We start from the raw sequence: 14,103 nt of genomic DNA, 5'->3' as shown, positions 1-14,103 counted from the left end.
CCCCATTTTCTAGGGGATTGGGAGATGTAAACGTATTATTTCAAGAATTTTTTTACTTTCTTAGTTTAGAAATGAAGGCATCAAAAAACAAGTCCAGACTATGGACTTGTTTTAACTTATCATGGATTGATAGATTTCTCTTACATTACCAACTGGTTGGTAAGGAAATCGGAATGTTAAGCTTGACCTTCATCTTGCTGTTGGTCACAGTGGCTTGCTCAATTTCGTAGCCGATTTCAGGAAGTTTGAGCTGAATCTGATTGTTAACCATGCGAACCCCACTGCTTGACTGGGCAATACTCTTCTTGAGGTAAGGCAGAACCAGCGATTTAGGTACAGGAAGGCGACCCAGGTGGGCACCTGCCAAGTCTAGTAGGATGACTTCCTTGTTAGTGCTGACCGTGAAATCAAGGCTAAATGTTGATCCGATAGGCCCAAGAGATACGGGAACCTTAGCTGTTAGATAGGAATCATTCAACTCTACGCTACTGTTTTGCAAGGTCTCGTCATTAGAATCAGCCATGCTTGCTTTTAGGATTTGACGAAACTGATTACTATCAAGATTAATCTCAGTTGAAACCCCACCTGATGAAAGGGACGCCCCACCAATACCAGCCTGGGCTAAATCTGCAAGGGATGTTTGCGTTGATACATTTTTTAATTGGTCCTGACTGTCAATTTTGTCCGGAATGAGTAGAGCCGCCACTGCAAAAAAGAGCACAATGACGAGGACAATGAGCCGTTTAAACCATTTCCACATAGGGATACCTCATTTCAATTTTTCACTTTTGACGTCTATTGTACTGTAATCAAGGAAAAAAAGCGAGTAAGAACTGGAAATTCTCTCATATTTTCTTAATGCAAGAGGTAGGGTTCGAGAGCCTCATAGACTTTTAAGTAAGCATTGGCATAAAGGTGGACACCGTCATAGGTGTGCTCAGTCTTCTGCTCTTTCCTATCATTGACCAGCTCAGCATTACAATTAATAAAGTGGCAACCATGGGTTTGGGCAATTTCCTCAAGAGCCTGGTTGCAACGGTCAAGATTTTCAGGTGTCCGCAGTTTCATCCACTGAATAGATGCTGGTGTCTGCCAAGGCAGATGAAGATTGGCTGGGTAAAAAGACATGAGGTAAATCTTGGTATGAGGTAAGACAGCTTGTGTTTGCTCCAGAATCTGCCTGATGTTTGCTGTCATATGGTGGAACCATTGGTCTCCATAAGGCTCCTCGGTCATGTCATTGGTACCGATATTGATAAATACCTTGCTCGGTTGCAGATCCAAAAGTAGGGGATGGATATGCTGAAGAAACTCATCCGTATTCAGGCCGCTGATGCCTCGATTGTAGATGATATCATCTACACCTCTACTCCTAGCGATTTCACAAATTGGAAAAAGCTCCATGAGAGATGAACCTGTGAAGAGCGTCTCCCCCTTGATGGCAACCTCATTTAAGTACTGATAATTTTTAAGTTTGATTTCTTTTAATTCATCCATGATAACTTTCTTCTATATAACTTTATCTAAATGAAGGAGAAGGCAAAGAGAAGCCCTACAACCGTATTGGCCAAGGCGTGGATAAAGACACTGGGAAGGATAGAGCCACTTGCTTTTTTCTCATTGATAGCACCAAAAACGTAAGCGATGAGACTGATAAAGGCCATGATAGCAAAAGCTTTTAGGTAACCAGTTAATTGGATAAACATAAGTGCATGGATGAGGCCAAATAAGAGAGACTGAAGCAGATTGGCCCCTAGGAATCCTAGTTTTCCTTGTAGCCTTTTCAAAAGAAAACCTCTAAAGAAGATTTCTTCTGGCAAGGCAGTCCCTAAGATAGCGTAGGCCAAGATGGCTGGAAGGGCTCCAATTCCCTTTCCAGAAAAAGCTGCTGTGGTCGTTTTGCTAGAGTCGAACCAACTAAAGACCACAATCGAAAAAAGAAGAAAAAGTAGACTAATACCTAAAATGGTCAGTAGTAATCGCCTCATCTTCTGACTCTCAACTTTCTTCAACCCAATCCAGTCAAAGAAACCGACCTTTTTCCTGCTCCAAATTAACCAGGTGATAAAAGGAATGACAGAGACTATAAGCAGTTCCACAATACCGCTCATCAGTTTAGACATAAATAGGGTCATAAGTTTGTCCTCCTCTTCTAGTCAAAAGACAGTTTTTATCTTTTGAAAGCGTATACCTCTACATTTTCATTATACTACTTTTAGTGGAAGAGAAAGCTCATTCTCACCAATCTTGCCAGGTTTCTTTGGCACGAATCACACGGTCCTGTTTATAGTCAATATGGTAAACACGCCAGCCACCAATCCAATCGTCCTTCAGCTTGTACTCAACACTTCCTTGAAGGTCATCACCCTTCCCCAAGAGCTTCTCCACTTCTTCTCTCGTCATGCCCTCAAGCTGATACTGACGGTGAAAACTCCACATGAGTTTGTGTCGCATGGGAGCTGGTGTTTGGACCCATTTTTCAGGCGTAAAGACTCGGTCACGAGGGACAATGATTGCAAAATGAACCAGACAAATGATTTCGATAATTAAGCACAAAGCTTTTCGCCATTTTCGTCTGGTTTCTGGGGTAAGGTGTGCCATAGGACTACCTTACTTTCTCTTGCTTCCAATGGTCATCCAAAATCACTGTGTGCTCTTTAGAAAAGCGAATAAGGATGTCTCTGGCAACTTGTTGGGATACACGCGCGACATTGGTCAAGTTTAGTCCTAGCTCGGGTGTGTCGTGTTCCAAACGATACTGGTCATCCTCGTATTCAACAAAGATAAAGCTCCTTGACTTTTTATCGCCATAGGTAAGATAGAGACTATCGTAGGATGCTGTGAGTTGCACCAAGGCATCCCAGATATCACTGTCACTTGGGTCTGTAATCGTCGCATAGTCTACCTGATCAGCTGTAGATATACGCATGACAAGGCCTTCTACTGCTTTCTTTTTAGGTACTAGCCAATTAAATAAATGCATCGTTTTCCTCCTTTAGATGATGATTCCTTTTTGCTTGAGATTGTCCAGACATTCCTGTAAATAGGCGGCATCGTGCTCTGGGTAAATGATGGTTGGTAATGTCTCCACTTCAAGCCTATCGTAGGCTGACATCTGCTTGCCTCGATACTCCTTGTCTAACCACTCAGGGCTTACAAGATAGCCACGTTTCGTCATTTCTTGCATAATAAGCTCATGGTATCTAAACAGGCGATATGGAGAATAATCAAAAACATAGTTAACCGTCGCATGTTTGCGTTGCCACCCCTTGCCACGAAGGGCACAACATTCTCGGTGTTGTCCTAATAATTGCTGACGGGGTAGTTTTGCAATCAAGTCTTGATGCCACAGTCTCATTTTGAACCCCCATTAATTAAGGTTGACTCCTCCAGATAACGATTAGGATACTTGCTGAGGAGCTCTTTGACGGATTCCACTAAACACGTCTGAGGAATTTGACCTGCTGCATAGCTATCCAGTTGGGCCATAAACTTTTCCTTTTCGCTGGCAGTCGCCTTTTTCTTAAAATACCCCCAGATATGTTGAAAGGCATTGACGACCTGACCAGGATTTTCAGGAAGGTCAAGCGCTTGATCAATATAAGCTTGAACCTGATTCAAACTAACCTCATCATTCTTGAGATAGTTACGGATTTCTAAGTAAATCTTGTTCGAATGGCTGAGCACCAGATACTTATTGGCTGCCCAAAGTCGCTCGCACTGGCGACGTGGATTGGTAGTTATCATTAGGAACCTTCCTTCTTGCTTTTTATCAGTATAGCATAGTTTAAATAGGGATAATAGATTATGCTTTTAAGAATCCGAAAGAGTGATTTTCAAGCATTTTCAGAAAAGGTTTTTTGCTTGGTTCGTTTGTAAGCGTTTGCTATACTTAAGATATCAAAGAAAGGAGACAAGCCTATGACATTGTCCAAAAAACTCACACTTTCTCTTGCCTCTATGGCAGTTCTTGGTCTTTTAGCAGCCTGCTCAAACCAGAAAGCTCAAACACCTGAAAGCTCTGCTAGCACCCAACAAAGTTCAAGTAAGGTTTCATCTTCACAAAGTTCTGAAGCCTCTAAACAAACTGAAGGGCTAGATGGCACCTATAAAGGGACTGACGAAAATGATCGCATTACTCTTACCATCTCTGGAAATACTGGAACTTGGGAAGAGGACGAGGCAGATGGCGAGAAGGAAAGCAAGCCTGTAACAGTTAACTCTGACAATCAAAGTCTGACAATCGGTGACGACACCAAATACTATAAACTCGATGGTAATCAACTGACTATTGAAGATGACGACCATGATCCAAATGATACGGTTGTCTTGATGAAATAAAATGAAAAACCTTAGCCAAACTACTCTCTGGAATTTAGCTAAGGTTTTTTATGTTATACTATAGGCAGAAAGAAAACGGATACAAAGAGGAGGTTGACGATGACTCAAAGAAGATTATGGGTGACTCTATTTGTTGTGTCGATTATTGTAACTCTTATTGGACTGGGATTTGCTGTCTATAACTATTATGTCTTTGATAAACCTTTCATGACTACTTCTACAAAAGGGTTACTAGCAGCCTTTTTCTTGTGTGCGACAATGGTTGCCATTAATCTATCCAAATCAAATAAGAAGTAAAGATAAGAAAGAGGTATAAGTTTACGGACTTATACCTCTTTTCATACAACATTACTTAATCTTGTGTTTATCCATTTTTTCTTCAAAGATAGCTGTCATGATTTTACGTAGCTCTTGGCCTTCTTTTTCAGTCTTTAGATGATGAAGTCAAACGAGTCACCTCCTAAAAATGACACTATGTCATTATCTCAACAAATAGGAAAGAAAAGCTCCCACCGAAATTCAGTGAGAGGTTAAAGTCTATTTCTATGATTTTCTCATAGCCACTAGCCAAGAGGATACTAGGATTTCGAAAATAACCAGAAGGATAATCTGAGTGAGTGAACTCTGAACCAGCATAAGGACAGCCAGACTATCGATCAGCATATGAGCTAGGATACAAGGAACAGCTCCTTTCGAGTACTCTTTGAGAGCTCCCAAAAGAAAGGTATTCCCTAAAATCATCAGGTAAAAGATGAGATAGTTGGACGAACCTGCTGTAATCCAAGGAAGTTGATAGATAGGGATATGCCAGAGGAACCAGACAATGGAAAGAACCATCATTTTAGATATAAAGTGCTTACTAAAGTAAAGATGATCTTGTAAAAACCAACGCCAACCGACTTCTTCTAGACCGCCATATAAAAAGGTCCAGGGGAGATATAGGAAGAAGGCTAAGAGGGAGTTCCCAGTAAAGCGAACATTAATGAGCAGGATTGAAATCCCATAATAGATGACTGGAATGAAGATAGCTAGAATCCAGGACAGGGGACTTTCTTTTTGAAGAAAAACTTTTTTGAAAAAATCGCCCAAAGATTTGACTTCACTCAACACAAGAGAAAAGATAGCCGCCATAATCAGGGGAATTAAGTTCATTAGGATAAACAGTAGAGAGGCCCCCATACTACTCCTATCTGGGAAAAAGCAAAGGATAACTTGCCCTACTATAAATGTAGCAAGAAGGGCAGACAGTGCATACCAGATAGCGACTGATTGTTTTGAAATAAATTTGCTCATTTTTCCTCCGTAACGGTATGATAAATCAGATAGATCGCACCCTAATCTGCATCAACCCAAAGATGGCATTGTTCACAATCTTTATAAATCTTACTTAATCTTGTGTCTGTTCATTTTTTCTTCAAAGATGCCTGTCATGATTTTACGCAACTCTTCGCTCTCTTTTTCAGGAATGTCCCCTTGGCGTTTGGCTACTGCGTAGAGTTCAGGATATTGCTTGGCTACACGCTCCACCGTCTTGGTCGTCGCATGCCCTCTGACAAAGAAAGGAATGCGTTTAATCCATTCTTGCGGTACGAGAGCAAGCAACTTCTTAGCAGCTTCCTTGTCAGAAATCTCGGCAGTACTCAAACCTTTTTCGATTTGCTTTTGTTCTGTTTCAGTAAAATCTTTTAAATCCATTACTTATTCCTCTTTATCTTTATATAGTAGATTTTACACCCCTGCATGAGAATATACAACTGATTGGGATTGATGGACAAGACGTGAATGGTAGCTTCATTTTTGACCAAAAATACCGTACAAAAAAATTGAATGTATTTGCTCAACTTCTGTCTCTAAAATGTCACTATGGGCTAATTGATTTCCCATACCATTAAGAGCATCCATGACATTTAAGATAAGCTCTGTCGATAGGTCTTCAGCAATAAGGCCCTCTTCTTTTCCTAGCTCAATATAAGCACGATAGATATCACGTTTTTTTACAGTGATTGCTTTCGCTAAGAGAGTTGAAAAAGTAGGTTCTTTCACCAATTTATCTTGAAAATATTCCGAGATTTGCTGACTCATTTTCTCCTGACATAGGGAAAAAGCCTGGTTTAATTTTGTTTTAAAATCTAGATTGCTCTTTAAAATATCCTCAGCTTGCTGTGTGATTTCTTCAAACAAGTCATTAACACAGAGAGCTACCAAATTATCTTTACTCCCGAAATAATTGTAGATAGAAACAGGAGATACTTCTGCTGCCTCTGCAATAGATTTTATACTAGTTTCCTTAAAACCTTTGTCTTTAAACAAACGCAAAGCTGCTTGAACAATCGCTTGCTTCTTTTTCTCAGTCGTCTTTTGATATTGATTCATGTGAACACCTCTGTTATTACCAATTGTAGCATAAGTTTGAAATATTTATTCATATATTTCATTTTTCCTTGCTATTCTTACTAGCTTTCTCTATAATGAAGTTTGAATTTTAATAATCTATATTTCAAACTTTATTTTCAAAAATGGGAGGGACCATGCTCATTCAATATCTTATAAAGCAATCTAGAAAACCGAGTGGTCTTGTCGGTCGATTGATTACCAACATCTGGTCGTCCTATTTCAAGGAACTCAGCCTTTGGGCAATCAAACAAACCACTATCCCCAACAATAGTCGGATTTTAGAAATCGGCTATGGCGGTGGCAGCACTATTAAAAACCTTCTTGAGTTAGATAAAAATCTTGACATTCATGGTATTGATATTTCTAAGGAGTCTTATCAAACTGCTAGACGAGTTCACTCAGATGCTATAGAAAACGGAAGTGTTAAGCTGCGGATTGGCAATGTAGCAAACCTTCCCTACCAAAATAATGATTTTGATTTTGATTTGGTATTTGCCATCCAGACACATATTTTCTGGGAGGATTTAAAACAGAGTTTTCAGGAAATCTATAGAGTCATGTCCAACCCTTCCACTTTGATTATTGCTTCCGAAAAAGAAAAAATAAAATATCATATGACAGATTATGGGACAAGCCATGAATTGAGGCAGTTGTTAACAAGCATTGGCTTTTCAAAGATTGAAGAAAAGCAAAATTACAAATGGGTTGTGTATGTTGTCACTAAGAGTGATTAGGAAATTTAATAAAAAACTCCTTAATCAAATCTAATGTCTCAACCCTAGCAAAACACAAAGAGAAGACTAATTTAGTCTTCTCTTCATACTAGGTTGCGGAAGATCAACAATTACTTTACTTTTATACCTCTAGTAAGTCCTATTCGTCCACAATTGCATCTTACAAATGGATACTTCTGTTAGAAGATAAGGAGATAAGGATCTTCAAGATAAGAAACAACTCTTGCTAAAAATTCAGCAGCTGGAAGGCCATCGATGACTTGATGGTCGAAGCTCAGACTCAATGGAAGATAGTCTTTTTGAACAACCTCTCCCTCCTCATTAAATGCTAAAGCTTGTTGAGTTGCTCCTACACCAAGGATTGCCACCTCTGGGGAATTAAGGATTGGTGTGAAGTATTCTACACCTGGCCCCCCTAGGTTCGTAATTGAGAAAGTAGAACCACTATATAGGTCAGATGCAAGTGTACCTTTTCGAGCTTGATTAGCCAAAGTCTTAATACTTTGACCAAGATCTGCTAAGGTCATACGGTCTGCATCTCGAATAACTGGAACAACCAGACCATCATCCAAAGCTGTTGCCATACCAATATGAATGCGTTCGTGAATCTTATGAATTCCGCCACCATACCAAGCATTCAAAGCTGGAAAATCTCTCAAAGCTTTGGTTACTGCTTTAGTTAATAGAGTTGTGATACCTAGTTCACCATTTTCAAGTGGAGTATGTACCTTGGCCTTAAGTTCTTTACGGAATTTCAAAAGCTCAGTTAAATCAGCCTTACGATGGAGTGTCACTTGAGCAGAAGAATGAAGACTGTTCATCATACGTTCGGCAATAATCTTACGCATGCCCTCGAGCCCCTCACCGTATTGTCCTGTGGCCATAGCTTGTGTTAGAGGTTCAACGACCTTATCAGCAACAAGACTTGGTTGGTAAGATTCTACATCACGTCTTGTAATACGACCATTTCCACCTGTTCCTTTAATAAGGGAGATATCATAGCCTTTCTCAGTAGCCATCTTACGAGCCACCGGTGTAATGAAAATTCGTTCCCCACTAGTACGAGCTATAGGTGCTGTAGTAGATTTAGGACTAGACGGTGTTGGATCTTTAGCGACTTCAGTTGGAGCTTCCTCTTGTGCAGGAGCTTCTTGGGTTCCTACATTTTCTCCTTCCTGGCCAACCCATCCAACAACTTCTTTACATTTAACTGTAGCACCTTCACCATGCACAATGTCTAGAACAACCCCAGAAGCAGGGGATTCGACTTCACTAGTCAATTTTTCAGAACTAATTTCCAATAAAGGCTGACCACTTGTTACTGTATCACCAACTTGGACCAACCACTTTTGAATGAGTCCTTCAGTCATGGTTAGTCCGAGCTTGGGCATTAAAATTTCTGTTGCCATATGCGCCCTCCTATCCTTTCAAGTCCTGAATCAATTCATCAGCTACTTTCAAGACCTTATCCGCATCCGGGATATAGGCTTGTTCTAAGTTTGTCGCAAATGGAACAGGAGTATTTGGTGCACAAACACATTTCACTGGTCCATCAAGATAATCAAAAGCTTTATCTGAAACTACAGATGCAATATCAGTTGCAGTATTGTTATGTGGGTTTGCCTCATCCACAATAATCAAACGACCCGTTTTCTTCACGGAATTTAACACAGTTTCTTCATCCCATGGAGCAACTGTACGAAGATCAATCACTTCTACAGAAATGTTGTCTTTTGCTAAACGATCTGCAACCTCATAAGCTACATACAACATCTTACCAATTGTCACAATTGTTAAATCCTTACCTTCTCTACGAACGGCAGCCTTTCCAATTGGTACAGTATAGTATTCTTCTGGCACTTCCCCTTTTAAGCCATAGAGGGTTTTGTCCTCAGAAAAAATAACAACATTATCATCTTCAATTGACGCCAATAGTAAACCCTTAGCATCATATGGTGTAGCAGGAACAACTACCTTAATACCTGGAATAGATCCAAAGAGACCGTAATATGAGCCGGAGTGTTGAGCCGCAGCTGAAGCACCCGCACCGTGCATAGTACGCACAACCATCGGAACTTTAGCTTTTCCTCCAAACATGTAACGCATCTTAGATGCCTGTCCTAATAGGGCATCAAAACAGAATCCAATAAAATCATTAAACATCAACTCTGGTACAGGTCTTAGTCCCGTAAGCGCCATCCCCACCGAAGCTGATAAATAGCCGTGCTCAGAAATCGGAGTATCAATAACACGTTCCCTGCCATATTTCGGCATCAATCCTCGTGTGATACCCATGACACCGCCCCAGGCATCCTCGTTATTATTTTCTAAGTGTTCAACATTAACACCACCTGCGATATCCTCTCCTAGAAGAACAACTCGCTCGTCTCTTTCCATGGCTTGATCGAGCCCTTCATTGATGGCTTTCATAAATAATGTTTCTCTAGTCATTATGAATCCTCCTCAATCAGTCTGCAAATACGTCTTCGTAGAGAGCTTCTTCTTTTGGAATTGGGCTCTCTTGAGCAAAGTGGATTGCATCTTCAACATCTTTTTGTGATTGGGCAACAATCTCATCCAATTCATCTTGGCTAAGGATACCCTTTTCAGTTACAAGGTCACGAAATACTTCCAAGGCATCCACATCTGCCCATTCTTTTTCGATTCCATCTGGTGCTTTGTATTTTTGCTCATCTCCTTCGAAATGGCCATGGTTACGATAAGTAATAGCTTCAATTAACGTTGGACCATCTCCACGACGCGCACGTTCAATGGCCTCTTTAGCCACTTGATAAACAGCAAATAAGTCCTTACCATTAACGCGAACTCCAGGCATATTGTAAGCTTGTGCACGTTCAGCAATTGTTGGTGAACCTGATGAGTACCATTGTGGTGTTGATTCTGCAAAAAGGTTATTTTCATTTACAAATACCACAGGTAGATTCCAAATAGAGGCCATGTTTAAGCACTCATGAAAATTACCTTCGTTGGCAGCACCGTCACCAAAGAAACATACAGCAACATCATCAGTCTTTAGATATTTGTTACGCATAGCAGCACCAGTCGCAAGACCAAAGCCTCCACCTACCATACCGTTAGCACCAAGGATTCCTTTATCCAAGTCAGCGATATGCATAGAGCCACCCTTACCTTTACCAAGCCCTGTAGACTTACCAAAGATTTCAGCCATCATTTTTTTAAGGTCTCCGCCTTTAGCCACACAGTGTCCATGACCTCGGTGTGTGCTAGTAATGTAGTCTTTATCAGTCAGGTTAGCACATACCCCAGTCGCAATAGCTTCCTCACCTGAGTAAAGGTGAACAAATCCTGGAATTTGACCGATTGAAAAGAAATGTCGTGCATTTTCTTCAAAATTTCGAATATCCCACATAGTCTTATACATGGATTTAGCCTCTTCTTTTGAAACATTTTCCACACCAAGATCATGGGCAGTTTGAACCTTAACTTCTTCCTTGGTTAAGGTTTGTCCCTGATGTTTTTCTTTCATTAGGGCTTGTGGCAATTCTTGATAATGTGTCATATTGTTTCCTCCTTCTATAGAGAACTTTATAAAAAAACAAATATTATTGACATATATATAAATTTGAAAAAATGAAAATGACTACACTAAACCTATCTATCGAGCTTAGGACCTTAAAATCAGTCTTGCAACTTCCTGAACCAACTCAGAAATTGTTGGATGTGCAAAAATAGTCTTATCAAGCTGATCAAGTGTTCCTTCAGCATCTTTCAAGACAATCAAGGATTGTAAAATATCAGTTGCATGTGGGCCAACGATAACGGCACCTAATAGTAGGTGATAGCGTTTTTCAGAGACAATTTTAACAAAACCTTTTGCTGAATTAGACGCAATTGCTCGACCATTATAAACATAAGGAAGTTGACCAACTGATACATCATATCCTTGTTGTACCGCCTCCTCTTCTGACAAGCCAAAAGAAGCAATCTCTGGCGTTGTAAAGAGCGACCGTGGAACACTTGAATTATCCACCGGTTCCTCAGCCTGACGACAAATGGCTCGAACAGCTTTGATTCCCTCGCTACTAGCAACATGAGCTAACATATATCCAGGAATCAAATCCCCAATCGCATAAACACCTGATTGAGATGACTCGTAATAACTATCTACCTTTATAAAACCTTTTTCAGTCAGCTCCAAGCCCATCATTTGGGCTAACTCAATATTTGGCTTACGTCCTGTTGCTACAAGTAAGTTATCATAAGAGTAGGACTTGCCATTTGCTAGAATTACAGCATTTTCTTCAACTCTATCTATGCTAACTCCTTCCAGTATAGTAATTCCAAGTTGCTCCATCTTTTCTCTAATAATGGAACGTGCTTCGTCATCTTCAGTTGCCAAAATTGTTGGTGCAACCTCTATTACTGTCACATCCACACCTAGTGGAGCCATAGCAAAAGCTAACTCAACGGAAATAATACCCCCACCAATGATAACCAAACGTTGAGGAAGTTCCTTTAAGTTGAAAAAGCTATCTGTTGTCAAATAGTCAACATCGTTAATACCAGGAATAGGAGGAATAAATGGATGACTCCCCGTCGCCAAAATAACAGACTTACCTGAGACTCTTTCACCATTAACTTGGAAGGTTTTATCAGAAATATAAGATGCCTCACCTGCAATATAGGTGATACCTAATTGTTTAAAACTTGATTGAATACCAGACTGCAGTGTTGCTACGACTTGATCTTTGCGAGCAACAAGTTTTTGAAAATCAAGATTATCATTTAAAATTGTTACTCCATACTGAGAGGCTTCTTTAGCAGCTAATAGCCAATGAGCATGTTCAAGATAGGCTTTGGATGGGATACAGCCAACGTTCAAACAAGTGCCACCTATGGAGTTTTTCTCAATGACAGTTACCTTTTTACCTAAACGGGCAGCTTCTTCAGCAGCAACATAACCGCCAGGACCTGCCCCTATAATGAGAATATCACATTGACTCAAAACAATACTCCTTTCTAGAATGGAAGTCGGCTGTTAGCCGAACCACTTCAAGTAGGACAAAAACTCGGAGATGTTTTTGAAAGCGTTTTCTATACTTTGATTATAAAACTAATACTTATGAAAATCAAGTAATTCACTGAAAATGTGATGTTTTGGTAGTGAAAATATTCACAAGTAATGCAAACGTTTGCCATTCCCTATTCGGGATGACGTCAGCACTTATACTTTGCTGATTTTTATAGACACTAGATAAATACAAATCTCCCCTAATCATTAAATAATTCTTCAAAATGTTATAAAAAACACTCTAGCGTCTATAGCTTGTATAAAACTATAGAAATTAGAGTGCTTTTACTATTAGAAAGAATATGTATATGGAGTTAAAAAGGAATTTGAATTAATCTAAAGAAAGTTGATTTTTCAACTGAATAATATTATAAGAATATCGATTTGTAGTTATTTTGAAAGTAATCTTATAAGTGAGTAATTAGGAGTAGAATATGACAACTCTATTTTTTTGTAGAGTAGCTTTTGTAGCTTTTATGTGAAAAATCAATTGGCTATTTAATTATTTATCGTCCTTTTTAATCATATTTTTCACACCTTCGATAGCGCCTTCAACAGCATCTTTGGCATCTTCGGCAACTTCTTTCACTTTTGAGACTGCTTTTTCAGCAGCACCCTCTTTTTCTGTTTTTTTATCACCAGTTAATTTTCCGACACCTTCTTTAAATGCGCCTTTAGCTTGGTTGAGTTTTTCTTCTACTGACATAATTTTATCCTCCTTTGGACATAAAGATTGTTAAATATGAACGCTCTTCAATAATACATTCAAATTTTTAAGTATAACAAGATAAGTTAAATTATAGCTTTTGTGTTGAAGTCGAGTCATAAACAGCTTGAACACCCTCACTAACGTTATCTTTATTTGCTGATAAACCATTAGCTAGTCCATGTTTACCACTTTTTAAATTTATCAGCACTAAGTTTGCTAGTTGATTGGAGTCTTCCTATCGAAATATTGAAAATTATTCTTTTTTTCCTAAGAAAAATGATACTACTGCAACAACAATAACTGCCCCTAAAATTGATGGAATTAAGGCCATTCCAGCTAGTCTAGGTCCCCAAGAACCGAAGAGTGACTGTCCAACAGATGAACCAATTAAACCTGCAAAGATATTGGCAATTATTCCCATGGAACCTCCCTTTTTAGTGATTCCACCAGCAATAAAACCTATAAAGCCTCCGACAATAATAGCCCAAAGCATAATGTCTCCCCCTTTCTAAATAGAGGAAAGTTAGATTGTTTGGAAAATCAAACCATCTAAAGAGTTACATTTTAGCTAAAACATTTTTTATATTAATCTTAACAATCATAAGATTAATGTTAGTATATACCTGTTAATAACAGTATATGTTAATCAAATTGATAAGTCAATGAAAATGTTTGCGCTTACACAAAAATAGACATGAAAACCATCCTGGGATTTTGCAATCGCTTGTATGGTTTTACAATTTCTCTTATCTCATTTTTTTGTTAAAAGTCTACACATACTTCTACTATTATTAGGACTTCCTCTAAATGGATTGATTTATGAATTAAAAGTTTGATTAAACTGCTACATTCATATGATTGATTAGCATTTT

General features: G+C 39.2%; 19 protein-coding genes. 3 read left to right on the top strand and 16 right to left on the bottom strand.

Annotation, left to right across the window (positions count from 1 at the left end):
- Positions 1-145 precede the first annotated feature (145 nt).
- From HMPREF1519_RS06025 to HMPREF1519_RS05995, 7 genes are all read right to left on the bottom strand, one after another.
- Entirely contained in the window at positions 146-760 is a 615-nt protein-coding gene (locus HMPREF1519_RS06025; RefSeq protein WP_022495941.1) for a hypothetical protein, read from the bottom strand.
- Positions 761-855: 95 nt separating this feature from the next.
- On the bottom strand, positions 856-1,497 hold the full coding sequence (locus HMPREF1519_RS06020) for a GDSL-type esterase/lipase family protein (RefSeq protein WP_037611467.1): 642 nt from the start codon (positions 1,495-1,497) through the stop codon (positions 856-858).
- A 26-nt stretch (positions 1,498-1,523) separates the two neighbouring features.
- Positions 1,524-2,135 carry a CPBP family intramembrane glutamic endopeptidase gene (locus HMPREF1519_RS06015; RefSeq protein WP_037611466.1) on the bottom strand — a complete coding sequence of 204 codons (612 nt, stop codon included), beginning with the start codon at positions 2,133-2,135 and terminating at the stop codon, positions 1,524-1,526.
- A gap of 103 nt (positions 2,136-2,238) precedes the next feature.
- On the bottom strand, positions 2,239-2,601 hold the full coding sequence (locus HMPREF1519_RS06010; RefSeq protein WP_037611465.1) for a hypothetical protein: 363 nt from the start codon (positions 2,599-2,601) through the stop codon (positions 2,239-2,241).
- Between the two features lie 4 nt (positions 2,602-2,605).
- The gene (locus HMPREF1519_RS06005; protein ID WP_021144437.1) at positions 2,606-2,983 is read right to left on the bottom strand and encodes a hypothetical protein; all 378 of its coding nucleotides are present in this window, start codon (positions 2,981-2,983) and stop codon (positions 2,606-2,608) included.
- Positions 2,984-2,995: 12 nt separating this feature from the next.
- Positions 2,996-3,358, bottom strand: a complete 363-nt coding sequence (locus tag HMPREF1519_RS06000; protein ID WP_037611464.1) for a TIGR02328 family protein — start codon at positions 3,356-3,358, stop codon at positions 2,996-2,998.
- Entirely contained in the window at positions 3,355-3,747 is a 393-nt protein-coding gene (locus HMPREF1519_RS05995) for a YbgA family protein (RefSeq protein ID WP_037611463.1), read from the bottom strand. The genes HMPREF1519_RS06000 and HMPREF1519_RS05995 overlap by 4 nt, the downstream gene beginning before the upstream one ends.
- Before the next feature lie 174 nt (positions 3,748-3,921).
- On the opposite strand from HMPREF1519_RS05995, the gene HMPREF1519_RS05990 reads away from it, so the two are divergent.
- Both HMPREF1519_RS05990 and HMPREF1519_RS05985 read left to right on the top strand, forming a co-directional pair.
- Positions 3,922-4,341, top strand: a complete 420-nt coding sequence (locus HMPREF1519_RS05990) for an SP_0198 family lipoprotein (protein ID WP_021144440.1) — start codon at positions 3,922-3,924, stop codon at positions 4,339-4,341.
- Positions 4,342-4,440: 99 nt separating this feature from the next.
- A complete protein-coding gene (locus HMPREF1519_RS05985) occupies positions 4,441-4,638 on the top strand; it encodes a hypothetical protein (protein ID WP_021144441.1) in 198 nt (65 codons plus the stop codon).
- A 246-nt stretch (positions 4,639-4,884) separates the two neighbouring features.
- On the opposite strand, the gene HMPREF1519_RS05980 is transcribed toward HMPREF1519_RS05985, so the two are convergent.
- The 3 genes from HMPREF1519_RS05980 to HMPREF1519_RS05970 all read right to left on the bottom strand — a co-directional run bounded on the left by HMPREF1519_RS05980 (position 4,885) and on the right by HMPREF1519_RS05970 (position 6,714).
- Positions 4,885-5,634 (bottom strand): CPBP family glutamic-type intramembrane protease, encoded by a 750-nt coding sequence (locus HMPREF1519_RS05980; protein ID WP_037611462.1) that lies wholly within the window; start codon positions 5,632-5,634, stop codon positions 4,885-4,887.
- A 90-nt stretch (positions 5,635-5,724) separates the two neighbouring features.
- The gene (locus tag HMPREF1519_RS05975; protein WP_022495951.1) at positions 5,725-6,036 is read right to left on the bottom strand and encodes a hypothetical protein; all 312 of its coding nucleotides are present in this window, start codon (positions 6,034-6,036) and stop codon (positions 5,725-5,727) included.
- 96 nt (positions 6,037-6,132) lie between these two features.
- Positions 6,133-6,714 carry a TetR/AcrR family transcriptional regulator gene (locus HMPREF1519_RS05970; RefSeq protein ID WP_022495952.1) on the bottom strand — a complete coding sequence of 194 codons (582 nt, stop codon included), beginning with the start codon at positions 6,712-6,714 and terminating at the stop codon, positions 6,133-6,135.
- Positions 6,715-6,869: 155 nt separating this feature from the next.
- On the opposite strand from HMPREF1519_RS05970, the gene HMPREF1519_RS05965 reads away from it, so the two are divergent.
- A complete protein-coding gene (locus tag HMPREF1519_RS05965; protein ID WP_022495953.1) occupies positions 6,870-7,469 on the top strand; it encodes a class I SAM-dependent methyltransferase in 600 nt (199 codons plus the stop codon).
- A gap of 179 nt (positions 7,470-7,648) precedes the next feature.
- Here HMPREF1519_RS05965 and HMPREF1519_RS05960 read toward each other — a convergent pair whose 3' ends face one another.
- The 6 genes from HMPREF1519_RS05960 to HMPREF1519_RS05935 form a co-directional block, all read right to left on the bottom strand.
- Positions 7,649-8,878, bottom strand: coding sequence for a dihydrolipoamide acetyltransferase family protein (locus HMPREF1519_RS05960; RefSeq protein WP_022495954.1), 1,230 nt, complete (start codon positions 8,876-8,878; stop codon positions 7,649-7,651).
- A gap of 10 nt (positions 8,879-8,888) precedes the next feature.
- Positions 8,889-9,920: an alpha-ketoacid dehydrogenase subunit beta gene (locus HMPREF1519_RS05955; protein ID WP_004182823.1), complete on the bottom strand. Its 1,032-nt coding sequence runs from the start codon at positions 9,918-9,920 to the stop codon at positions 8,889-8,891.
- Positions 9,921-9,936: 16 nt separating this feature from the next.
- Positions 9,937-11,010, bottom strand: coding sequence for a thiamine pyrophosphate-dependent dehydrogenase E1 component subunit alpha (locus HMPREF1519_RS05950; RefSeq protein ID WP_014634179.1), 1,074 nt, complete (start codon positions 11,008-11,010; stop codon positions 9,937-9,939).
- A 105-nt stretch (positions 11,011-11,115) separates the two neighbouring features.
- Positions 11,116-12,456 carry a dihydrolipoyl dehydrogenase gene (lpdA, locus tag HMPREF1519_RS05945; RefSeq protein WP_037611461.1) on the bottom strand — a complete coding sequence of 447 codons (1,341 nt, stop codon included), beginning with the start codon at positions 12,454-12,456 and terminating at the stop codon, positions 11,116-11,118.
- 568 nt (positions 12,457-13,024) lie between these two features.
- On the bottom strand, positions 13,025-13,228 hold the full coding sequence (locus HMPREF1519_RS05940; RefSeq protein WP_002886207.1) for a CsbD family protein: 204 nt from the start codon (positions 13,226-13,228) through the stop codon (positions 13,025-13,027).
- Between the two features lie 256 nt (positions 13,229-13,484).
- Entirely contained in the window at positions 13,485-13,724 is a 240-nt protein-coding gene (locus HMPREF1519_RS05935) for a GlsB/YeaQ/YmgE family stress response membrane protein (protein ID WP_014634177.1), read from the bottom strand.
- Between the last annotated feature and the right edge of the window lie 379 nt (positions 13,725-14,103).

Source organism: Streptococcus sp. SR4 (assembly GCF_000517725.1).
Lineage (GTDB): Bacteria > Bacillota > Bacilli > Lactobacillales > Streptococcaceae > Streptococcus > Streptococcus salivarius_F.
Note: the sequence above shows the minus strand (reverse complement) of the source record. Positions and strands in the feature narration are given on the sequence as shown.